General features: G+C 60.7%; 23 protein-coding genes and 1 pseudogene. 15 read left to right on the plus strand and 9 right to left on the minus strand.

The genetic code is table 11. The features are described 5' to 3' along the window. The first annotated feature begins 64 nt into the window (after nucleotides 1–64). The 4 genes from FFI16_RS18750 to FFI16_RS18765 all read left to right on the plus strand — a co-directional run bounded on the left by FFI16_RS18750 (nucleotide 65) and on the right by FFI16_RS18765 (nucleotide 5,604). Nucleotides 65–1,690, plus strand: coding sequence for a 5-guanidino-2-oxopentanoate decarboxylase (locus FFI16_RS18750; RefSeq protein WP_138816270.1), 1,626 nt, complete (start codon nucleotides 65–67; stop codon nucleotides 1,688–1,690). Next, nucleotides 1,687–3,129, plus strand: a complete 1,443-nt coding sequence (locus tag FFI16_RS18755; protein ID WP_138816271.1) for an aldehyde dehydrogenase family protein — start codon at nucleotides 1,687–1,689, stop codon at nucleotides 3,127–3,129. The genes FFI16_RS18750 and FFI16_RS18755 overlap by 4 nt, the downstream gene beginning before the upstream one ends. 215 nt (nucleotides 3,130–3,344) lie before the next feature. After that, nucleotides 3,345–4,532 (plus strand): cyanate transporter, encoded by a 1,188-nt coding sequence (locus FFI16_RS18760; protein ID WP_138816272.1) that lies wholly within the window; start codon nucleotides 3,345–3,347, stop codon nucleotides 4,530–4,532. A gap of 136 nt (nucleotides 4,533–4,668) precedes the next feature. Then, entirely contained in the window at nucleotides 4,669–5,604 is a 936-nt protein-coding gene (locus FFI16_RS18765) for a LysR family transcriptional regulator (protein ID WP_138816273.1), read from the plus strand. 3 nt (nucleotides 5,605–5,607) lie between these two features. Here the strand turns inward: FFI16_RS18765 and FFI16_RS18770 are convergent, their stop codons facing one another. Then, nucleotides 5,608–5,970 carry a 5-carboxymethyl-2-hydroxymuconate Delta-isomerase gene (locus FFI16_RS18770; protein ID WP_138816274.1) on the minus strand — a complete coding sequence of 121 codons (363 nt, stop codon included), beginning with the start codon at nucleotides 5,968–5,970 and terminating at the stop codon, nucleotides 5,608–5,610. A 145-nt stretch (nucleotides 5,971–6,115) separates the two neighbouring features. Next, nucleotides 6,116–7,051 (minus strand): LysR substrate-binding domain-containing protein, encoded by a 936-nt coding sequence (locus tag FFI16_RS18775; protein WP_138816275.1) that lies wholly within the window; start codon nucleotides 7,049–7,051, stop codon nucleotides 6,116–6,118. A 221-nt stretch (nucleotides 7,052–7,272) separates the two neighbouring features. On the opposite strand from FFI16_RS18775, the gene FFI16_RS18780 reads away from it, so the two are divergent. After that, the gene (locus FFI16_RS18780) at nucleotides 7,273–7,665 is read left to right on the plus strand and encodes a VOC family protein (protein WP_138816276.1); all 393 of its coding nucleotides are present in this window, start codon (nucleotides 7,273–7,275) and stop codon (nucleotides 7,663–7,665) included. Nucleotides 7,666–7,790: 125 nt separating this feature from the next. Here the strand turns inward: FFI16_RS18780 and FFI16_RS30535 are convergent, their stop codons facing one another. After that, a complete protein-coding gene (locus FFI16_RS30535) occupies nucleotides 7,791–7,934 on the minus strand; it encodes a hypothetical protein (RefSeq protein WP_178112694.1) in 144 nt (47 codons plus the stop codon). 196 nt (nucleotides 7,935–8,130) lie between these two features. Between FFI16_RS30535 and FFI16_RS18785 the strand changes: the two genes are divergently transcribed. Then, nucleotides 8,131–9,435: an MFS transporter gene (locus FFI16_RS18785; RefSeq protein WP_138816277.1), complete on the plus strand. Its 1,305-nt coding sequence runs from the start codon at nucleotides 8,131–8,133 to the stop codon at nucleotides 9,433–9,435. Then, the gene (locus tag FFI16_RS18790) at nucleotides 9,435–10,193 is read left to right on the plus strand and encodes a substrate-binding domain-containing protein (RefSeq protein WP_138816278.1); all 759 of its coding nucleotides are present in this window, start codon (nucleotides 9,435–9,437) and stop codon (nucleotides 10,191–10,193) included. Before FFI16_RS18785 ends, FFI16_RS18790 begins: the two co-directional genes overlap by 1 nt. Here FFI16_RS18790 and FFI16_RS18795 read toward each other — a convergent pair. Then, nucleotides 10,185–11,087: a LysR family transcriptional regulator gene (locus FFI16_RS18795; RefSeq protein WP_138816279.1), complete on the minus strand. Its 903-nt coding sequence runs from the start codon at nucleotides 11,085–11,087 to the stop codon at nucleotides 10,185–10,187. The two genes, FFI16_RS18790 and FFI16_RS18795, sit on opposite strands and share 9 nt — an antisense overlap. Before the next feature lie 344 nt (nucleotides 11,088–11,431). Here FFI16_RS18795 and FFI16_RS18800 point away from each other — a divergent pair, with 344 nt between their 5' ends. The 5 genes and pseudogenes from FFI16_RS18800 (at nucleotide 11,432) to FFI16_RS18820 (ending at nucleotide 13,630) form a co-directional block, all read left to right on the plus strand. Then, on the plus strand, nucleotides 11,432–11,713 hold the full coding sequence (locus tag FFI16_RS18800) for a type II toxin-antitoxin system ParD family antitoxin (RefSeq protein ID WP_178112744.1): 282 nt from the start codon (nucleotides 11,432–11,434) through the stop codon (nucleotides 11,711–11,713). Continuing rightward, complete coding sequence (locus FFI16_RS18805; protein WP_138816281.1) at nucleotides 11,710–12,024, plus strand: type II toxin-antitoxin system RelE/ParE family toxin; 315 nt, start codon at nucleotides 11,710–11,712, stop codon at nucleotides 12,022–12,024. Before FFI16_RS18800 ends, FFI16_RS18805 begins: the two co-directional genes overlap by 4 nt. A 50-nt stretch (nucleotides 12,025–12,074) precedes the next feature. Beyond that, a complete protein-coding gene (locus FFI16_RS18810; RefSeq protein ID WP_138816282.1) occupies nucleotides 12,075–12,947 on the plus strand; it encodes a hypothetical protein in 873 nt (290 codons plus the stop codon). Between the two features lie 175 nt (nucleotides 12,948–13,122). Next, nucleotides 13,123–13,314 (plus strand): annotated as a pseudogene (locus FFI16_RS30730) (cold-shock protein); the annotation flags it as partial. A gap of 91 nt (nucleotides 13,315–13,405) precedes the next feature. Beyond that, nucleotides 13,406–13,630, plus strand: coding sequence for a cold-shock protein (locus FFI16_RS18820; protein WP_138816285.1), 225 nt, complete (start codon nucleotides 13,406–13,408; stop codon nucleotides 13,628–13,630). Here FFI16_RS18820 and FFI16_RS18825 read toward each other — a convergent pair. The 3 genes from FFI16_RS18825 to FFI16_RS18835 all read right to left on the minus strand — a co-directional run bounded on the left by FFI16_RS18825 (nucleotide 13,627) and on the right by FFI16_RS18835 (nucleotide 17,364). After that, nucleotides 13,627–14,652 carry a histone deacetylase family protein gene (locus FFI16_RS18825; protein WP_138816286.1) on the minus strand — a complete coding sequence of 342 codons (1,026 nt, stop codon included), beginning with the start codon at nucleotides 14,650–14,652 and terminating at the stop codon, nucleotides 13,627–13,629. The genes FFI16_RS18820 and FFI16_RS18825 overlap by 4 nt on opposite strands. A 149-nt stretch (nucleotides 14,653–14,801) precedes the next feature. Then, nucleotides 14,802–16,031, minus strand: a complete 1,230-nt coding sequence (locus FFI16_RS18830; protein ID WP_138816287.1) for a Zn-dependent hydrolase — start codon at nucleotides 16,029–16,031, stop codon at nucleotides 14,802–14,804. Between the two features lie 13 nt (nucleotides 16,032–16,044). Then, nucleotides 16,045–17,364: an MFS transporter gene (locus FFI16_RS18835; RefSeq protein WP_138816289.1), complete on the minus strand. Its 1,320-nt coding sequence runs from the start codon at nucleotides 17,362–17,364 to the stop codon at nucleotides 16,045–16,047. Between the two features lie 157 nt (nucleotides 17,365–17,521). On the opposite strand from FFI16_RS18835, the gene FFI16_RS18840 reads away from it, so the two are divergent. The 3 genes from FFI16_RS18840 to FFI16_RS18850 all read left to right on the plus strand — a co-directional run bounded on the left by FFI16_RS18840 (nucleotide 17,522) and on the right by FFI16_RS18850 (nucleotide 20,434). Continuing rightward, nucleotides 17,522–18,463 carry a LysR family transcriptional regulator gene (locus FFI16_RS18840; protein WP_138816290.1) on the plus strand — a complete coding sequence of 314 codons (942 nt, stop codon included), beginning with the start codon at nucleotides 17,522–17,524 and terminating at the stop codon, nucleotides 18,461–18,463. Nucleotides 18,464–18,575: 112 nt separating this feature from the next. Continuing rightward, nucleotides 18,576–19,397 carry an SDR family NAD(P)-dependent oxidoreductase gene (locus tag FFI16_RS18845; RefSeq protein ID WP_138816291.1) on the plus strand — a complete coding sequence of 274 codons (822 nt, stop codon included), beginning with the start codon at nucleotides 18,576–18,578 and terminating at the stop codon, nucleotides 19,395–19,397. A gap of 17 nt (nucleotides 19,398–19,414) precedes the next feature. Then, complete coding sequence (locus tag FFI16_RS18850) at nucleotides 19,415–20,434, plus strand: AraC family transcriptional regulator (RefSeq protein WP_138816293.1); 1,020 nt, start codon at nucleotides 19,415–19,417, stop codon at nucleotides 20,432–20,434. A 2-nt stretch (nucleotides 20,435–20,436) separates the two neighbouring features. Here FFI16_RS18850 and FFI16_RS18855 read toward each other — a convergent pair whose 3' ends face one another. Then, complete coding sequence (locus FFI16_RS18855) at nucleotides 20,437–21,204, minus strand: anti-sigma factor (protein ID WP_138816294.1); 768 nt, start codon at nucleotides 21,202–21,204, stop codon at nucleotides 20,437–20,439. Beyond that, nucleotides 21,201–21,698: an RNA polymerase sigma factor gene (locus tag FFI16_RS18860; RefSeq protein ID WP_138816295.1), complete on the minus strand. Its 498-nt coding sequence runs from the start codon at nucleotides 21,696–21,698 to the stop codon at nucleotides 21,201–21,203. The genes FFI16_RS18855 and FFI16_RS18860 overlap by 4 nt, the downstream gene beginning before the upstream one ends. Nucleotides 21,699–21,817: the final 119 nt, after the last annotated feature.

Raw genomic sequence — 21,817 nt, forward strand, 5'->3', positions numbered from 1 at the left:
GATTGTTGCCGCTACGGGCCAGCCGCTCCAATAGCGCCTCGAATCCATAACAAGAGCGACATGTATGGCGACCTGCGGCGAAGTATTGGTCAACCTCCTGGAAAGCTACGGCGTGGACCAAGTGTTCGGCATTCCCGGCGTACACACCGTTGAACTGTATCGCGGCCTGGCGCGTTCCAGCATTCGCCATGTCACCCCGCGCCACGAACAGGGCGCCGGTTTCATGGCCGACGGCTATGCACGCACCCGTGGCAAACCCGGCGTGTGCTTCATCATCACCGGCCCGGGCATGACCAATATCACCACCGCCATGGGCCAGGCCTACGCCGACTCGATCCCCATGCTGGTGATTTCCAGCGTGCAGTCGCGCAGCCAATTGGGCGGCGGGCGCGGCAAACTGCATGAGCTGCCGAACCAGAGCGCGATGATCGCCGGCGTGGCGGCGTTCTCCCATACCCTGATGTCGGCGGCGGAGTTGCCTGGCGTGCTGGCGCGGGCATTTGCGGTGTTCCAGGCGGGGCGACCGCGCCCGGTGCATATCGAGATCCCGCTGGATGTGCTGGTGGAGAACGCCGATGCATTGCTGACCTGCCTGCCGGTCAGCGTCGCCCGCGCAGGCGCAGCGCCGTCGGCGGTCAAGCAGATGAGCCAGTTGCTCGCCGCGGCCAAACGCCCGCTGATCCTGGCCGGTGGCGGTGCCATCGACGCCGCGCCAGAGCTGACGCGCCTGGCCGATACCCTTGGCGCGCCGGTTGCGCTGACCATCAATGCCAAAGGCCTGCTGCCATCGACGCACCCGCTGCTGATCGGCTCGACGCAAACCCTGGTCGCCGCCCGTGCGCTGGTCGCTGAAGCCGACGTGGTGTTGGCCATCGGCACAGAACTGGCCGAAACCGACTACGACGTGACCTTCGCCGGTGGCTTCGAGATACCCGGCGCACTGCTGCGTGTCGATATCGACGCCGACCAGACTGTGCGCAACTACCCGCCGCACGTGGCTCTGGTGGCCGATGCGCAAATAGCCGCCGACGCCTTGTTGGCCGAATTGGATAAAACCCCATTGCCGGCCCGTGACGGCGATTGGGGCGCTGAACGAGTCGCGCGCTTGTGGGCCGAACTGGCGCCCACTTGGGACGCGGCCACCCGCGCACAAACGCTGTTTCTCGACACCGTGTTACAAGCGCTGCCCAACGCCGTGCTGGTGGGCGACTCCACCCAGCCGGTGTACAGCGGCAACCTGACCCTGAACCTTGACCACCCACGCCGCTGGTTCAACTCGTCCACCGGCTACGGCACCCTGGGCTACGCCCTGCCCGCCGCCATCGGTGCCTGGCTGGGCCGAGGTGACGGCCAGCCGGTGGTGTGCCTGATCGGCGACGGCGGCCTGCAATTTTCCCTGCCGGAACTGGCCAGTGCGGTGGAAGCGCAGGTGCCGGTCATCGTGCTGCTGTGGAATAACCAGGGCTATGAAGAGATCAAGAAATACATGCTCAACCGCGCCATCGAACCGGTTGGTGTAGACATCTACACCCCGGACTTTATCGGCGTAGCCAAAGCCTTGGGTTGCGCCGCAGAAACTATCCAGGGCATCGAGCCTTTGCGCAGCGCATTGCGCGCCGCCGCGGATCGCCAGGGGCCGACACTGATTGAAATCAACCAAGGGCTGTGGATGCAGGAGGTGGCGGTATGAGCGCAGTCTTGAACGGTGTGTTTATCAACGGCCAATGGCAGGCGGGCCATGCGGTGCTGGAGGTGATCAACCCGGCCACCGAGGCGACCTTGGCCCACGTCAGCGTGGGCGATGCCTCGGCAGTGCAGCTGGCGGTTGACGCGGCCAGCACGGCTTTTGTCGATTGGTCGAAAAGCAGCGGCCGTGATCGCGGCGCCCTGCTGCGCAAGGTCGCCCAAGGTGTGAGCGAGCAGCGTGAACCGCTGATGCAGTTGCAGTCGAGCAACAACGGCAAGCCGCTGTTTGAAGCCGGTATTGATGTAGATGACGTGATCGCCACCTTCGAATACTACGCGGGTATCTGCGATGCAATGGACGCAGCACAAGACAGCCCGGTGGCATTGCCCAGCGACGATTTCAGCGCACGCCTGCGCCGTGAGCCGTGCGGCGTGGTGGGCTTGATCGTGCCGTGGAATTTCCCGATGGTGACCACCGCCTGGAAGCTTGCCCCCGCGTTGGCGGCCGGTTGCTGCGTGGTGCTTAAGCCGTCGGAAGTCACGCCCCTGGCGGAGTTGCAATTGGCGCGGATTATTGCCGAGGCCGGCTTCCCGGCAGGGGTATTTAACCTGGTGTGTGGCACCGGCCTTGCGGTCGGTGCGCCACTGGCGGCAGACCGTCGTGTGGCGAAAATTTCCTTTACCGGCAGCAATGCGGTGGGCGTGCAGGTGATGCAGCGCGCCGCCGAAACCATCAAGGGGGTGAGCCTGGAGCTGGGCGGCAAATCTTCATTGCTGGTGTTGGCCGATGCCGACCTCGACCTGGCAGTGGAGCTGGCCTGTGGCGGTGGTTTTTTCAACGCGGGGCAGATCTGTTCGGCCACCAGTCGCGTGTTGGTGGCCGACAACCTGGCAGATGAATTCCTGCAGCGTTTGCAGGCACGGGCTGAAGCGATTCGCGTGGCGGACCCGTTTGCCGAGGATGTGGAGATGGGCGCGCTGATCAACCGTGCGCAGTATCAACGGGTGCTGGGGCATATCCAGCGCGGCATTGATGACGGCGCGCGGTTGGTGTGTGGCGGCGCTCGCCCGGTGGGCCTGGAAAAAGGCTTTTTCATTCGCCCGACTGTGTTTACCGACGTGCCATTGGGCAGCGCCTTGTGGAATGAAGAGATCTTCGGCCCGGTGCTGTGTGTACGACGTTTTGCCACTGAAGCCGAGGCCATCGCCCTGGCCAACGACAGCGATTTCGGCCTGGTCGCCAGTGTGGTGAGCGCCAACGCCGAAACCGCCGAACGCGTGGCGAATGCCTTGCAGGCGGGCCTGGTGTGGATCAACGCACCGCAGGTGATCTTCCCGCAGACGGCGTGGGGCGGTTACAAGCAGAGCAGTATCGGCCGTGAGCTGGGGCCGTGGGGGTTGGCGGCGTTTCAAGAGATCAAGCATGTGATTCGCGTTAGCTGACACCACGGCCCTCTGTGGGAGCTGGCTTGCCTGCGATAGCGGTGTGTCAGGCGGTAAATCCGCTGCAGATAGACTGCCATCGCAGGCAAGCCAGCTCCCACAGTGGCCGGTGTTGTTCTTTGGTCCGCAATTTTTAGATAGCCCCTGCGACTTTCTGATTTGCACCGCTGCCCCGCCCATGGCCTGATTCGCCCTTGTTCACTCAAGGTCCACCCATGGAAAACGTTCAAGCAAAACCCACCACCGCCGTGTGGCTGATGATCAGCGTTGTGCTGGTCGCGCTTAACCTGCGCCCGTCAATGGCCGCCGTCGGCCCACTGCTGTCGTCGATTCGCGGTGATGTGCCGTTGAGTTTCAGCAGCGCGGCCTTGCTGACCATGCTGCCGGTCATGGCCATGGGCCTGGCGATGTTTTTTGGCATGGCCCTGGCCAAGCGGCTTGGCGAGCACCGCAGCATTGCGGTGTCGCTGGTGGTAATCGGCCTGGCCACGCTGTCGCGGTTGTTTGTGGATTCGGCGCTGGAGCTGATCGTCAGCGCAATGGCGGCCGGTGTGGGTATCGCGCTGATCCAGGCCTTGATGCCGGCGCTGATCAAGTCGCGCTTCAGTGACAATGTTTCGCTGTTCATGGGCCTGTACGTCACCGCGATCATGGGTGGTGCAGCGCTGGCGGCTTCATTCGCGCCGTTCGTGCAAGTGCAGACCGGCAGCTGGCGCATCGGCCTGGCGATCTGGGCGGTACTGGCATTGATTGCCCTGGTGTGCTGGTACGCCCAGCGCGCGGCGCTGCCGCCATTGTCCCAAGCCGGGCCGGGTAAACAGGCGTCGTTTTTCGGCAACCGCCGCGCCTGGTTGCTGGCGGTCTTTTTTGGCCTGGGTACGGCGTCCTACACCTGTGTGCTGGCGTGGTTGGCGCCGTACTACGTGGAGCAAGGCTGGAGCGAACAGAACGCCGGTTTGTTGCTGGGTTTTCTGACCGCGATGGAAGTGGTCTCCGGCCTGATTACCCCGGCCATCGCCAACCGCCGCCAGGATAAACGCGGGGTGGTCGCAGTGTTGCTGGTGTTGATCATCTTCGGCTTCTGCGGCCTCATTCTCAGCCCGCAACACCTCAGCCTACTGTGGCCATGCCTGCTTGGCCTGGGCATCGGCGGCCTTTTCCCGATGAGCCTGATCCTGTCCCTCGACCACCTGGACAACCCGCGCCGCGCCGGCGGCCTGACCGCCTTTGTGCAAGGCATCGGTTACCTGATTGCTGGCCTGTCGCCACTTATCGCCGGCATGATCCGCGATCAACTCGGCAGCTTCGAATGGGCCTGGTGGTCACTGACCGGCGTGATTGTGCTGATGCTGGTGATCGTTACACGCTTCAATCCAAAGCATTACAGCCGACATATTCAGTAACGTCGTGTTGCCAACATTTTATGTCCCACACCAAACATAGAAACGTCCTACAGCACTTTCTATTGGCACGACCGTTCCGTTAAGCTTTTGCCAGTCTTGTACTGAGTTCGGTACAAAGGGTTTACGGACGAAACCGATGCTAAACAGTAACTTGCTCAGAAAGCTCGATATGCAGGACTTGATGGTGTTTATTGCCGTTTATGACCAGAGCAGCGTTACCGAGGTGTCCGAGACGCTGTTTGTCAGTCAGTCAACCGTGAGCTACAGCCTGAAGAAGCTGCGCACCAGTTTTGAGGATGAGCTGTTTATCAACACGCGGGCCGGCATGCGCCCGACGTACAAGGCCACCACCATGTACGAACACGTGCAGAAGATCCTTGAAAGCATCAACCTGTGCCATGCCGGCAGCCAGGCCTTCGACCCGACGCAGAAGGCGGTGACCTTCAACGTCTGTGCCCCGGAATACTTCGAGCAACTGATTTTGCCGCGCCTGTTGAAGAACTTCGACCGGGCCGACTTGCCGGTGATCGTCAATGTGCAAAAACTCGAAACCGAGCTGCCCGCCGACGACCTGCGCGAAGGCCGCCTCGACCTGGTGATTTGTTTCGGCCCGCACTTTCACCGTGCCCACAAAGACTTCAAGACCCAGATGCTGCTGGAAGACGACTTGGTGTGTGTGTTCGATAAACGTTCGAGCCCGCGCGAACCGGCTTTCAGCCTGCAATCGTTTGTCGAACGGCGCCACGTGTTCCCCACACCCTGGACCTCCGACACCGACATGATCGACGGCTGGCTGGCACGCCAGGCCCACAAGCGCCAGGTGATTGCCCGTGCCAACAGCTACAGTGCCGCCTTGAAGATGGTCAGCGGCACCGACTTTATCGTCACCCTGCCCCGCCGTGTGCAAAAGCTGCTGGCACCGGCCAGCGTGTTCGGCCATTGCGAAGCGCCGAACGGGTTGCCGGGGTTTACCCTGGACATGCAGTGGAATGAAACCAGCGGCCAGGACAGCGCCAATACCTGGTTTCGTGAGCAGATCGTCAAGGTGTGCGCCGATCAGGGCTTGTTGTAACCCTCAACCAATAGCGACTTTGCTGTAGGAATCACGATCCATGTCCAGCAACTGGACACTGAGTTGAACCTGCAAATCGGCCGACCACTCAGCGGCGTCCTGCAGGGCCGCCAACAAGCTTTCCGACAACTGCTGCTTGACCTGGGGTGAGCGCCCGCTGAGCAGCGACAGCTTCACCGCAATAAAACCGCGCGGGCTGAGTGAAGTACCCACCTGGAAACTTTCGACCTTGATTGCGCGGCTCTTGATATCGAACTCGGAACCGAACTGCCCGGACGCCATCAGCACATTGTTCAGGCGCAGCAGGGTTTTCTCGACGGCAAGGCCAGTCAGGTTGGCGGTGTATTCCAGGTGCAGGTGCGGCATGAAAAGCTCCGAGCGGGCTTGAAAAGAAACCTACATATAGCATGCAGTTGAACGAAGTCAGACCGATTTCACTGTGAAACTTCGGTCAGCCCTCGCAACGAACGAACGGGATAACGTCATCGGTGGATCTCCCTGAAGGCTAATCTCAAGACTTTTCCGTCAGTACCGGCAGCCTGTCGCGCTCACTCATGAACGCCTCCAGCCGTGAACGCATCCAGCGTTCGGCAGGGTCCGTGTCGACGTGGCTGAGCCAGACCATCGACAGGTCCAGGGTTGGGGTTTCGAACGGGAACGGCTCACAGAACAGGTTGCCGCCGGCGGCCATGGCATGGGCGGTGTAATCCGGCAGGCTGGCGATCATGTCGGTGCCGGCGAGCAACGCCGGCAATGCGCTGTATTGGGGTACAGACAGCACCACATGCCGTTTGCGACCAATCTCGGCCAGCCACTCGTCAGCAAACCCCGACACGTTGGCGGTGTGGGACACCAACACATGGGGACGGGCGCAATATTCGTCGAGGGTCAGCGGTGTAGCCGAGGCATCGGCACGCAACAGGCAGGGGCGGATATGCCGCAACAACTTGCGCTTGGCATTGGCTGGCAGGCCGCGGGTCTGGGTGATGCCAACGGTGATATCGCCGGAAGCCAGCAAGTCGGGGATACGCCAGTAATCGACGTGCTGCACCACGAACACCACCAACGGCGCTTCCTGGCGCAAGGCTCGAAGCAGCGGTGGCAGCAGGCCGAACTCGACATCATCGGACAAGCCGATGCGGAAGGTCATGGTGCTTTGAGTCGGGTCGAAATCGTGGGTCAGGCTCAAGGCTGACGACAATGAGTCAAGGGCCGGCGACAGGTGCTGGATGATCTCCTCGGCCCGCGCGGTGGGCTCCATGCGGTGGCCGACGCGAATAAACAGCGGGTCGTTGAACAAGGTGCGCAAGCGGTTGAGGGCCGAACTGATGGTCGGCTGGCCGAGAAACAGCTTCTCTGCCACTCGCGTTACATTGCGCTCGAGCATCAGTGCTTCGAAAACCACCATCAGGTTGATGTCGGCCTTACGTAGTTCATTACGATTCATCGGCACCTGCCCCTTTCCCCAAGACAAGCCGCAGTTTAGAAAGCCCGGCGGGCTGCGTCTATGTGAACACTGTTCATCCGGCGCCTTTGGGACTATAAATCAGCGCTTGAAGGTCAAAGGATCGCTATCGTGCTGGTCATTATTGGCTTAGCCATAGCGTGGGTTTTCCTATCGCCGTGCTGGTGCCTTGACCGGTTATTTTTCAGCAAGGAGTGCCTGTCTTGAAATTCGCCTACACCATCATCTATGTGCCTGACGTTGCCGCGTCACTGGCTTTCTTTGAAACAGCCTTCGGTTTCAGTCGCCGTTTTTTGCATGAATCCGGCACTTATGGCGAGTTGGAGACGGGTGACACCACACTGTCGTTCGCTGCGCATGAACTGGGCGAAATGAATTTCGACGGCGGGCACGTCGAGGCGCACGCCTCCCGAAAACCGCTGGGGATGGAAGTGGGTTTTGTCACCGAGGATGTATTCGTCGCCCATGCCAAGGCGCTGCTGCACGGCGCGAAGGAGCTGTCGCCTCCGAGCACCAAGCCCTGGGGGCAAGTGGTGTCGTATGTGCGCTGCCCGGATGGCACGCTGGTGGAACTGTGTACGCCGATCGTGGGCTGAACACAGAAACATTGTGGGAGCTGGCTTGCCTGCGATAGCGGTGTATCAGGCGCAGATGTAGAGACTGACCCGCCGCCATCGCGGGCAAGCCAGCTCCCACAATTTGATCACCATCGCCTGGGAATTCAGGGTTTGAGCGGTCGCTCCTGATCGCGCTCGGACAGTTCGGTGCCGTCGTCCGGATGTTTCCAGGTCTGCGGCTTTTCTTCTTCGCGTTGCCGGGGCTGCTTGTGCTCCGGCTCGTCCTGGCGTTTGTGCTCGTTACCCATACGCACCTCCCATCCATAAGAATTGGTCACCTGTGAAGCATAGAACAGCCGTGTGATTTTGGCGGACGCGTCGATTGATAGCCAGGACGCATCAATACATCCAAATTACTCACTTATCATTTCTAAATGTGTCAGCCACTATCCGCGGTCTTAAGCGAAACAAGCACTTTAAAAAGAACGCTGGAGACACAAAACCATGACTAGCCCTTCCCGGCCCGACTCTGCCCGCTCGAAAGTTGGTGCGGTATTCCGCGTTACTTCGGGCAACTTCCTCGAACAGTTCGACTTCTTTCTGTTCGGCTTCTACGCCACCTACATCGCTGCCGCGTTCTTCCCCGCCGCTAATGAGTTTGCGTCATTAATGATGACCTTCGCCGTGTTCGGTGCAGGCTTCCTGATGCGACCCCTGGGCGCAATTATCCTGGGTGCCTATATCGATGACGTTGGTCGTCGCAAAGGCTTGATCGTAACCCTGTCGATCATGGCCAGCGGTACGCTGCTGATCGTGCTGGTGCCGGGTTATCAGACCATTGGCCTGTGGGCGCCGTTGCTGGTGCTGCTGGGCCGCCTGCTGCAAGGCTTCTCGGCTGGCGCAGAACTGGGCGGTGTGTCGGTTTACCTGTCTGAAATGGCCACCCCAGGCCGCAAAGGCTTCTACACCAGCTGGCAGTCGGGCAGCCAACAGATCTCCATCGTGGTGGCCGCTGCGCTGGGCTACGGCCTGAACGTGTGGATGGAACCCTCGGTCGTTGCCGATTGGGGCTGGCGCATTCCGTTCGCCATCGGCTGCGTGATCATCCCGTTCATCTTCGTGCTGCGTCGCAACTTGCAGGAAACCGAAGAGTTCGCCAACCGCAAGCATCGTCCGAGCATGCGCGAAGTGCTGGCGACCCTGGTGAAGAACTGGACCGTTGTCATCGGCGGCATGCTGATGGTGGCCATGACCACCACCGCGTTCTACCTGATCACGGTGTACGCGCCGACCTTCGGCAAGACCGTGCTGCACCTGAGCACCTCCGACGCCCTGCTGGTGACCTTGCTGGTGGCCGTGTCGAACTTTGTCTGGCTGCCGATCGGCGGCACCCTGAGTGACCGTTTTGGGCGCAAGCCGGTGCTGGTGGCAATGACCGCCCTGACCGTGATCACCGCCTACCCGGCGCTGTCATTCGTGGTCAACGCGCCAAGCTTTGCGCATATGCTCGAAACCCTGCTGTGGTTCTCATTCCTGTACGGCATGTACAACGGCGCGATGATCCCGGCGCTGACCGAAATCATGCCGGTGGAAGTGCGTGTGGCGGGCTTCTCCCTGGCCTATAGCCTGGCAACGGCGATCTTCGGTGGCTTCACGCCAGCGATCTCCACGTGGTTCATTCACATCACCGAAGACAAAGCCTCGCCGGCCTATTGGATGATGTTCGCCGCGGTGTGCGCGCTGTGCTCGACCCTGGCGCTGTACCGTCGTGCCAACGCGCGTGGGCAGGTGATGCAGGGGGCGGTGTAATGAAGCTGCTGATCAAAACCCTGACGGCCCTGGCCCTCGGCGCCCTGGCGCTGACGGCCCAGGCCGAACAGCTCAAGGTAATGACCTCCGGCGGTTTCACCGCCGCCTATAAACTGCTCGGCCCGCAATATGCCCAGCACAGCGGTGACACCCTGGACACCATCCTCGGTCCGTCGATGGGCAAGGCACCGGAAGCGATTCCCAACCGCCTGGCCCGTGGCGAACATGCCGACGTGGTGATCATGGTCGGCTATGCCCTGGATGACTTGATCAAACAAGGCAAGGTCGACCCAGCGTCCCGTGTGGAACTGGCCGATTCGCGGATCGGCCTGGTGGTCAAAGCCGGCGCAGCCAAACCTGCGATCGGCACTGACGCCGAGTTGAAGGCCGTGCTGAGCAAGGCCAATTCCGTGGCGTATTCGGACAGCGCCAGCGGTGTGTATGTCGAGAAGGAGTTGTTCAAGAAGCTCGGCATGCCCGCCAAGGGCACGATGGTCGAGCGCACCCCGGTGGCCGAAAAGGTCGCCAAGGGTGACTACGAGGTGGGCCTGCAGCAGGTGGCCGAATTGTTGCCGGTGCCGGGCGTGACGTACGTGGGCAAGATCCCGGAAGACGTGCAGTCGGTGACGCGCTTTGCGGCGGGTATTCCGGTCAACGCCGAACACCCGGCCCAGGCCAAGGCGTTGCTGCAGTTCCTGGCCTCGCCCGAGGCGCAACCGGTGGTGCAATCCACCGGCCTGGACTCGGTGTCACACTGACCGAAACGGCATCTCGCGCACCAACCGCTCCAACTCCAGCGCCGCTGGCGGCAATGTCCGCCCGCGGCGTTTTATCAAGCCCACATGGCGCATCACCTGCGGCTCGACCAGCGGCACACTCACCAGAATTGGGTGTTCGCACGCCGGCATCGCAATCGACGGCACCATCGCCACACCCAGCCCAGCCTCCACCAGCCCGATCATGGTGGTCACGTGGTGGGTCTCGCAGATACTCGGTTTGTTCACCCGCACACCCCGCAATGCCTGGTCCAGCAGGAAGCGGTTGCCCGAGGTTTTGTCCACGGTGATGTAGTCGTGCTCATAGGCTTCGGCCCAGCTCACGCTGTCGCGCTCGGCCAATAGATGGTCACGACGGCAGGCCAGCACATAGCGCTCCTGGAACAACAACTCGAACTCCACCTCATCGGCCAGGCTGCCGCTGAAACTCACGCCGAAATCCGCCTCGCCGCTTTCCACTGCATTGCACACCTCGCCGGCGCTGGCATCCAGCACCCGCAGGCGAATCTTCGGGTACAGCTTGTGGAACTCGGAGATCACGTGGGGCATGAAGTAGTAGGCAGTGGACGGCACACAGGCGATGGTGACATTGCCCATGCGCGTGGAGGCGACGTTACTGATGCCCATCAAGGCGATATCGAGGTCGTCGAGGATGCGTTCCACCTGAGGCAGGAACGCGCGCCCGACCATGGTCAGGCTGACCCGGCGTGTGGTGCGTTCGAACAGCTTTACGTCAAGGGCGGACTCGAGCTTTTCGATGCGTCGGCTCAGGGCCGGCTGTGAGATGCGGATGGCCTCGGCAGCGCCGCGAAAACTGCCCTTGTCTACCACGGCGCGGAAGGCTTGGAGGTCGTTTAGGTCGAAGTTGATGATCACGGGGGATGGGCCAGTGTGGTCGATTTGGGGGGCATTATCGTATGGCCGGTGGTAAGGCGCCATGCGTGCCGGGACGGTTGGCGTTAATAACCTTGCTACAAATATGAAGTCATACATATCAGTGCGTTATTGGCTGAGTGGCGCCACGCAGTCGTTAAAAAGCGTCAATACTTGCAGCCTGAGTTACTCAACAGGAGAGAGAAACACTCATGGAAACCTGCCAGAACCCCTACCTATTTTGGATCGACGATGAGACGCCGGATACCGACATCGGTCAGTTGCTCCTTGCAACACGCCAATGGTCGAGTAGGATTGAATCCTACCCATTACTCGCGGGCTTTGACATGCGCTCAACCCAGCAAATGAGCATTACCTTGCCACTCGAGATGGCCGCCCTGGTCAAAGCCAAGGTCACCTCCGGTGAATATGCGAGCGAAAGTGAAGTGATACGCGACGGCCTCAGGGCGCTGATGGCCCGTGACCGCGCCATGGAAGACTGGCTGCGCGACCAGGTGATCCCCGCCGCCGCCGCCCTCGATGCAGACCCTGGCCGAGCGCTCTCCACCGAGCAGGTTCGCGAACACATGGCAGCCAAGCGCCAGCGAACAGGCGCAAAAAAACCGTGAGCTATACGGTAGCCTTTGCGCCTGAGGCGTTAGCCCAACTGGACGCCCTCGAAGACTACATCAGCAAAACCGAAGCCCCCGATGTTGCAGCACGTTTTATCGACAACATCATCAGCTACTGCGACAGCCTTAGCGTGTTTCCATTGCGCGGTAAATGCCGTAACGACCTGCTGCCCGCCTTGCGCATCACCCATTACCGGCACACCACCGCCATCGCATTCAGCGTAGCCGCCGAGACTGAAACCGTGTCGATCCTGGGCGTGTTTTACGGCGGCCAGGATTACGCCGCTCAATTTCAGAATCACGGGTGAGAGCAGGCCTCACGCCCACCGATGGCGTGCCAAAAAACAAGGAAGAAAAAATGACTGACACCCCAAACCCGCGTCGACCTTTGCGCTGGGGGTTAAGCCTGACCGGCTTACTGGCTGTTGCGACCCTGGGCTTTTTCGCCTGGCAAAGCTTCTACCCCGTCAGCGCTGCCACCGGATGGAGCGTGCAAACCGTGCACAGTGACGTGCCCAAAGCCGCTTCGTTGATGCCTATGCCGGATGGCTCGCTGATGATCAGCCAGGAACTCAATGACGCCAAAGGCAGCATCGTACGCATCCACCCCGACGGTCGACGTGACGTGGTGGTCGGCAGCCTGTCCAAGCCCGATGGCATGTTCGCCACCCACGGCGGCTGGGTGTTCAGCCAGGAAACCGGCGACGCCCCGGTCAGCTTTCTCAAGGACGGTGTGGTGACCGAGCTGTTTCGCGGCGAAAACGTACAGGGTTTGTGGGTTGAGGGCGACGACCTCTACGCCATCGAAGACCGCAAGGACAATGGGCGGCTATTGCGTTATCGCTGGAGCGATCAAACGCTGACCGTGGTGCGCGACAAACTTCACGAAGGCGAGTCCATCACCCGTTGCACCGATGGCCGAATGCTCTACACCGAAAAGAAGAAAGGCGTAGTGCGCGAGCTGACCGATGATGGTAGCGATCCGGTGGTGCTGGCAGGGTTGAACAAACCGACGTTTTTGATGTGCGATGAACGCGGGTTGTGGGTCAATGAAGATTCGACACACCGCGCAAGGTTGTTGTTGATTGATAAACAGGGGCAGCAGCAGACGATTTTGTCGTTCCTGAAGGCGCCGCAGTCGATTGTACCGACGGATCGTGGCACTTATCTGCTGGCGGAAGGCGGGAGGAATCGGGTGTTGGAACTGACGCCTGCGACTCGTACACCTTAGCCATCAAACTTCGCAGTATGTGCCCATTTTTAAGCCCGCAAACCTGTCATAAATGACAGTACCGCTTGTCCTGCCGAGCATTGACGCCCTGTCGTTTCAGGCCTTTGCTTAGAGGTACCGCCGCCGGCACACCACCGGCTTTCTGCGGATAATTTCGGTTTCGAGGATGAACAAGATGAGCAACAGACAAATCGGCACTGTGAAGTGGTTCAACGACGATAAAGGCTTCGGTTTCATCACGCCGCAGAATGGCGGAGACGACCTTTTCGTCCATTTCAAAGCAATTGAAATGGACGGCCACAAAAAACTGGCAGAGGGTCAGACAGTTTCTTTTGTTGCCGAAAGGGGGCAAAAGGGCATGCAGGCATGCCCAGGTTCGTCCGGAGTAAGCCTTAGTTTTATCACCACTGCACCCAGCCCAAAACGGGCGACGCACTGCGCTGAAAAGGAGAACGGCCATGCCAAAAAAAACTCCACAGACTGCACATTCCACTCGCAGTGCAATCCATAACCCAGCAGTTGCCTACGATGAACAGGACATCTTCTTTCGCAACACCACCTCTCGCCAGAGTGGGTTGGTGTTGCGAGAGGGGCAGGTCGTCACCTATGAATTGGTAAGAGGGCCTGGCGGAGCGTGGATGGCCGCCAATATCGAAATTGTCGAGGAACCGACGCTGAATTAGCGCTTCCAGGCCTGCGGGCTGCCAAAAAACGCCCGCGCATTACTGTCCAGCGTCTCCAGGTGATAGCCACCTTCCTGCACGATCACACACGGCAACTCCAATGCGCGAATGCACTCGCCCAGCCGTGCAAACCCTTCGCGCGTCACCGCGACTTTGCTTTGCGGGTCCAGCTCGTAAATATCAAAGCCCAGGGACAACACCAGCACGTCCGCCGAAAAGTCCTTCACCGCCGCCAGGGCCAGTTCAAGCTTCTCAAAAAAAACCGCTTCACTGGAACCGTGGGCCATCGGCAGGTTGAGGTTGAACCCTTCACCGGCAGCGCTGCCACGCTCGTCGGTAAAACCTGCAACGCCAGGGTAGAAGTTGGTGGGGTCACCGTGGATCGACACATACAACACGTCATCGCGCTGGTAGAAAATCTCCTGGATACCTTGGCCGTGGTGCATGTCGGTATCAAGCACCGCAACGCGCTGGAAACCTTCGCGTAACACCTGCGCCGCCACGGCGGCATTGTTGATATAGCAAAAGCCACCCGCCGCATCGAAACGTGCGTGATGGCCCGGCGGGCGACACAACGCGTAGGCGGCCGGTGCGCCGTCGAGGATGTCCTTGGCGGCGGCGACAGCACTTTGCGCCGACCAATAAGCCGAGCGCCACGTGAGTTCGCCAATCGGGCAACTGCCATCCGCCAGGTAGCGTGCCGCTTGGGCCAGGACGCCGCGCAGGGCATTGGGTTCGCGCACAAAGATGTTGGACATAACCTCGTCACCCCAGTCTTCGGGGATTTCCTTCCAGCGCTGGTGGGCTTCCTGGAGGAAGGTCAGGTAAGGCGCACCGTGTACGGCGAGCAGTGGATCGAGGCCATGATCCGACGGTTGCTGAATCTCAAAGCCCAGAGTCTGCGCGGCCACCAGCAAGTTGCGGGCGCGTTCGGGGACTTCCTGCGGTGTACGCATCTGACCACGGGAGTAATAGCTGCGCGGGTGGTGCAAAAGTTGTTCAGGGTGAAAGAAAGTACGCATGGAGTGCTCCTGGCTGAACACCGAACCTGTGGGAGCTGGCTTGGCTGCGATGGCGGTGTATCAGTGCCAGAGATGTCGACTGAAAGGCCGCTATCGCAGGCAAGCCAGCTCCCACATTTGAATCCGGTGTGGCTAGTAAATGTGAGTCGTCAATTAGTGCGGCCGGCGCGTTGCAGCACGGCGTTAAGCAATACATCGGTGCCTTGGCGCACGTCCTCGGGCAATACATCTTCGGCTTCGTTATGGCTGAGGCCACCGACACACGGGATGAAAATCATCGCCGTCGGGCAAAAGCGAGCCAGGTGAATCGCATCGTGCCCGGCACCGCTGACAATGCGTTGCTGGCTGTAACCCAAGGCATCCACCGACGACTGCACACAGGCGACACACTCGGTATCGAATGGCGTGGCCGGGCTGATCCAGTGAGGGCTGATAGTGACCGTCAGGCCACGCTTCTCGGCAATCGCCTGCAAGCGCGCACGCACTTGTTGATCCATGGCTTCAATGTCGGCATCGCGATGATGGCGCAAGTCGACGGTGAAGTTCAGCAAGCCGGGAATAGTGTTGCGCGAGGATTTGGCAATGCTCAACTCGCCGACGGTGGTCAGCCCTTCGGGGGCGAAATCCGTCGCCAGATTTTCCAGGGCCTGGATCATTTTCGCGGTGCCATACAGGGCGTCTTTACGCAACGGCATCGGCGTGGTGCCAGCGTGCGCGGCCATGCCTTCGACCCGCACATCGAGCCAGCGAATCGCCTGGCCACCGGTGACCACGCCGATGCTCTTGGCGTTGTCTTCAAGGATTGGGCCTTGCTCGATATGCGCCTCGAAATACGCATCCACCGCACCACCCAAAGCGCGCTCACCGTTGTAGCCGGTGGTGCGCAACGCTTCTGCCACGCTGACGCCGTCGACATCTGCCGTGGCCAGCGCCTGGTCCAGCGCCAGAGTACCGGTGAATACTGCCGAGCCAAGCATCGCCGGCGTAAATCGGGCGCCCTCCTCGTTGGTCCACACGGCAATTTCCAGTGGTTTGCGGGTCTGAATGCCATGGTCGTTGAGGCTGCGGATCACTTCCAGACCCGCCAGTACGCCATACACGCCATCAAAGCGCCCGCCTTCGGGCTGGGTGTCGAGGTGGCTGCCCATCAATACCGGGGCCGCGTCAGGGTCGGTGCCGGCGCGACGGGCGAACAGGTTGCCGATGGCGTCCACGCTCAGGCTCAGCCCGGCGGCTGTGCACCAGTGGCTGAACAACTCGCGACCGGCCTTGTCTTCGGCACTCAAGGCCAAGCGGCAACTACCGCCACGCGCCGTGGCGCCGATCTCGGCCATGTCCATCAGGCTGGCCCACAGGCGCTGGCCATTAATCTTCAACATTGCAAAACCTCCCTTAAACACCCTGTGCCATTTCAAGCCGGTGAGCGCTGGCATGGCGGCGTGACAATGCCAGCACGCACACCAACGAGACCGCCGCGATCAGGCTGTAAAACACTGCCATCGGCCACCATTGGCCTTGGTATTCATGGGCCAGCCAGGTGCCGATCAATGGCGTCAGGCCACCGGCAAGCGCACCACACACCTGGTAGGCCAACGAGATCGCGGTGTAGCGCACGCGCGTCTCGAACAGGCCGCTGACAAAACCTGCGATCACGGCATAAAACGACGCCATGCACACCACCGCCAAGGCGATACCCAGAATAATCAACGGCGCCTGGCCACTGCTGACCAGCACGAACATCGGGTACGGCGAGGCCATCGCCAGCACCGTCATAGCGCAGAGAAAACGCGTAGCGCCGACCTTCTCAGCGACCCAGGCGGCCAGTGGCTGTACACAGAATTGGATGATGGCGACAACGAACAGACATTCCAGAATCAGCGAACGCGGCAGGCCCAATTGCTGAGTGCTGTAGGCAATCATGAAGGTGTTGGTGAAATACACACCGGCGATGCCCAGGGTATTGGCACCGATGCACAACAGCAGTGGGCGCCAGGCGGTTCTCAGCACTTCGATGACCGGTGCCTGGTCTTTCTTGATCGCCCGCGCCTTTTCGGCGATGGCTTTGTCTTCCAGGAACTCGGGTGATTCGTTTACGCCCAGGCGAATCGCCAAGCCGACGATCAGCAACAGCGCACTGGCCAGGAATGGCAACCGCCAGCCCCAACTGAGCAGGTCTTCTTCCGGCAACCGCGTGACCGCACTGAAGGCCAGCAGCGACAGAATCAAACCTGCCGGGCTGCCGAGCTGTGCAAAGGAGGCGAAGAAATTGCGCCGGCCTTTAGGCGCATGTTCGCCGGCCATCAACACCGCCCCGCCCCACTCGCCACCGACGGCGATACCTTGCACCACGCGCAGCAGAATCAGCAGCACCGGCGCCGCGACGCCGATCTGTGCATAGGTAGGCAACAAGCCGATACACACGGTGACCACGCCCATCATCACCAAGGTGATCACCAGGGACTTCTTGCGCCCGATACGGTCACCGATATGCCCGAACACAATGCCGCCCAGCGGCCGCGCGAAGAAGCCCACGGCAAAGGTGCCGAAGGCGGCCATGGTGCTGAACAGCTTGTCTTCGGAGGGGAAAAACAGTTGGCCGAACACCAGCGCAGCGGCGGTGGCGTAGATGTAAAAGTCGTACCACTCGATCATGGTGCCGATAAAAGCGGCGGCGGCAGCACGACGCGGCTGCGGCGAAGCGGATGGCTTCATGGGGTGGGCTCCTTTGGTTATTTTTTTGGCAGGAGAAAGTCAAACCGATGCGCTCTAGGGGCGCTTGTTAAGGGTGATTTATCGTCGCGGGGCTATGATTAGTCAATTTTCTATTTATTATTCAAATTATAAATCCTGCTTATTATCGAGCGATTGCATGCCCGAGACGCGCCGCGACATTCACCCGCTGCTCAACGACCGCCTGGACTGGAACCTGCTGCGCACCTTCCGCGTGATCGGCCAGGAGCTGAGCATCAGCCGCGCCGCCGCGCGCCTGCATCTGACTCAACCGGCGATCAGCCAGGCGCTCAAACGCCTTGAAGAACAGCTCGACTGCCAACTCATCGCCCGCCGTGGTCCGCGTTTTGTACTCACCGAAGCCGGTGAGCAGATTTTCGCCATTGCCGGCGAGATCTATGGCCAGGTTTCGCAGATGAGCAACGCGCTGCAAAAGCCTGGTGATGAAGTGATCGGCAAAGTGCGCCTGCTGATGATCAGCCGCATCAATTCGGATACCTTCGACGATTTCCTCGCAGGCTTTCATCGCGAGCACCCACGGGTGGACCTTGAAGTGGAGGTGATGCGCAGCTCCGACATCGTTGCCGCCCTGCTGGAAAAAACCGCGACCCTGGGCTTGAGCCTCAACCGTCGCCCACAACCACGCCTGGAACAGCACCTGTTTTTGCGCCAGCGCTATGCGTTTTTTTGCGGCAAACACCACCCACTGTTCGGGCGCACCGGGTTGGCCGAGGGCGATTTGCAATCGGAAAACTTCGTCAGTTTTACCAGCGACCAGATCGGCGGCATGTTGTCGCCGCTGACGATCTTTCGAGACCAGCAAGGCTTCAGTGGGCGCATCGTGGCGTCATCATCAAGCCTTGAAGAAGTACGCCGGCTGGTGATTGCGGGCTACGGCCTGGGCTGCCTGCCGATCCATGTGGTGGCAGACGACGTGAAGCAGGGGCTGCTGTGGCGGCTGCCGCCGGATGAAGGGATTGCGGATGTGGATATTCATCTGCTGTGGAATCGGGAGCAGAAGATGAGCCGGGCGGAAACGGTGTTTATAGAGTGTCTTTCCAAACGCTTGGCCAGCCAATAATTGGCGCCTTTTGCAAGTCACTTGGCGCCTTCCTGCTAGTGCCCTAAACACCGCCATCGACCATCCTTCGTTCACTGGCTGCAGCAGCCATCCCACACGAAGAGGTGTTCACATGTCCAAAATCTGGTTTATTACCGGCAGTTCCCGTGGCCTTGGCCGCGCCATCACCGAGGCCGCCCTGCGCGCCGGTGATCGTGTGGTTGCCACTGCACGCAACCCGCGCCAGCTGGATGATCTGGTCGCCGAATTCGGTGATGCGGTTTACCCGCAGGCTTTGGATGTGACCAACCACCAGCAGGTGGTGCAGGCAGTCGACGCCGCTGTGGCGCACTTTGGCCGCCTGGATGTGGTGGTCAACAATGCGGGTTACGGTGACTTGGCTTCGGTTGAAGATGTGACCCTGGAAGATTTCAAGGCACAGATCGATACCAACTTTTACGGTGTGGTGTATGTGAGCAAGGCCGTGGTGCCGGTGCTGCGTGCCCAGGGCAGCGGGCATATCTTTCAGGTATCGTCACTGGGCGGGCGGATTGGCATGGCGGGCCTGGCGGCTTACCAGAGTGCGAAATGGGCCGTCGGTGGGTTTTCAACCGTGCTGGCGCAGGAGGTTAATCCGTTCGGCGTGCAAGTGACGGTGCTGGAGCCGGGCGGCATGCGCACGGATTGGTCAGGCAGTTCCATGACCATCCCGACCATCAGCGCGCCTTACCAGCAAAGCGTCGGTGCGCTGGTTGAACTGCTCAACTCCCCCGGCATTCTGCCGACGGGCCCGGCGCGAGTTGCCGAGATTGTGCTGGAGCTGGCCCTGAGCAAGGACGCGCCGTTGCGCCTGCTGATCGGCAGTGATGCGGTGCAGTACGCAGCGCACGCAGCGGCCGACCTGGCGGCCAGTGACGAAAAATGGCATGACCTGAGTGTGTCGGCCTCGGATTAATTAGAGATAGGTGCTGCATGCCTGACGCACGCCAACCCCGGTTCAATATCCCGGACGTTTTCTGGCAAGCCCTGCGAACGATCGGGCTGGAACCCGCGACGGTGTTGCGTCAGGCGCGCCTGCCCGTAACGCTCAACCTTCGTGAGCGTCGCGACAGGCGCCAGGTCAATACCGAGGAATTCTTCCGTTTGTGGGAGGCCGTGGGCGTGCTTAACCACGACCCGGCGGCCGCCGTGCGAATGGTCACCCAACTGGACAGCAGTACCCTGCCGCCTTCCAGCTTTGCGGCGTTTATTGCCCGCGACTTTCGCGATGGCCTGCACCGTCTGGCGCGCTTCAAGCAGCTGTGTACACCCGAGCGTGTGCGGGTAATCGAAGACGGCGATTACTGCACCGTCACTGTCGACTGGCTGCGCACCCAGCAGCACTCACCCACGTTGTTGATCGATGCGGCCTTTGCAACGTTTGTGGAGTTGGGGCGGCGTGGCTCGGGGGTACACATCACGCCGCGCAGTGTCGAGTTGGCCCGGCCCGCGCAGGACAATCACGCTCTGGCTGACTTTTTTGGCTGTGCGGTGCACTTTGGTGTCGAGCGTAACGCTATGGTGTTCGACATCGCCGATCTGGAACGGCCGTTCGCCAGTCACAACCCCGAACTGCTCGACCTGTTGAACCCGGCCCTGGTCGCGGCCTTGGCCGAAGCGACGGCAGCGGCCACCATCAGCCATAAGGTCAAGGGCGCCCTCAAGCGCATCCTGGCCAGCGGTCGCCCGGAGATGGTCGAAGTGGCCCGCGAACTGGGCATGAGTGAGCGCACATTGCAGCGGCGTATCACCGAAGAAGGCAGCAGTTTTCGCCAACTGATGCTGGAGACGCGCCAGGAGGTTGTGCGTCATTTGCTGAGCGAGCCAAGTATCGAAATCGAGGAGATTGCCTGCCTGCTCGGTTATGAAGACACCAATTCGTTTTACCGCGCCTTTCGCACCTGGGAAGGCACCACCCCGGCGCGCTGGCGAGCACAGCAGATGACTCACTGAGGTCAGGCCGGCAAGCGCCGCTCGACGCCACTGGCCATGCGCTGCAAATCCTCAACCGGGTTTCGGCCAATCAGCATGAAAGCGTGGGCAGGATTGGCCCAAAACACCACGTTCATGCCTCGGCGCTGCTCGGTGGCCAGCGGCTGCACGCCCTTTTTACTGACGGTAATGCACAGTGCCAAAGGGCCGTGGCGTGGGTCGAGGTAGGTGAGTTGGCCAATCAACACGCCGTCATAGTCGAGGATCTGCGCCCGTCGAAATTCGGCGCCAGGCAGGCTTACGGACTCAGGCGATAACGACACGCCCAGTTGTGCGCCCACGGCGGTCAACTGGGCCACATGGGAGGCCGGGTCGAGGCTGAGGTTTTCCAGGGTGTTGGGCGTGTACAAGGCCATGTATTCGGCCACCGAGGCCCGCCAGCCTTGGCCGGATTCAGCACGCTGCCACCCCATGAACAGGCGATCGGCCGCCACGCCGGCCATCGCGAAGCTCGCGGCCACGGCAAGAAAACGCCGACGGCTCCAGGCTTGGGGCGGCGCTGGTGGCAAGGCGTTGAGCATTGCGTGCAGGCGTTCAGTCGGGGCGTGTTCCAGCACCGAGTCGAAGGCGGCCTTGAACGGCAAGTCGGCGCAGCGCAATGTGTGCAGGCGCGCGGCCAGCACCGGGTCGGCGCTGGCCTGGTCGGCGATCCGTTGATGTTGGTCGGTGCTCAGTTCGCCGTCCAGATAGGCCACTAGCTGCTCATCGGACGGTGTGTCGGTGTGGCTCATCGCCGTTCTCCTTTGGCTTTATCCTGCTGGGCTGTTGGGGAGGCCACTTCGGCCAACTTCAAGCGGGCGGCCGCCAGCCGGCTCATCACCGTGCCCATAGGTATCTGCAGGATTTCGGCAATTTCCTTGTATGAAAGCCCTTCGACATACGCCAGAAATACGGTTTCGCGTTGCGCTTCGGGCAAGCCGTTAACGCGCTTGATCACTTGCGCAGCCAGGATTTGCTGCTGTGCCTGGCTTTCACCATCAAACGACAATGCCTGTTCGGCATCGACAAACCCCCGCCCTTGGCGCACCCGTTGCGAGCGCAGTTCGTTGAGCCAGATCGAGTGCATGATCGCCAGCAACCAGCGATCCAGGCGCGTGCCGGCCACAAATTGCCCGGCACGCTCCAACGCCCTTACGCAGGTGGCCTGCACCAAATCTTCGGCCAAGTGTTTTTGTCGCGACAACACCCACCCGTATCGCCATAACCGTGGCAACAACTGGCCCAACTCGCGGCGAAACTCAGCGTCCCGAACGATGGCTGCCTCCTGCGGACAAGTTCATGGCGTTCAAACCTGTGGCGCTGCGGCGATGGCGGCAGCCAGGCATGCGCCGAAGAACAGCGCGG

Source organism: Pseudomonas sp. KBS0710 (assembly GCF_005938045.2).
GTDB lineage: Bacteria > Pseudomonadota > Gammaproteobacteria > Pseudomonadales > Pseudomonadaceae > Aquipseudomonas.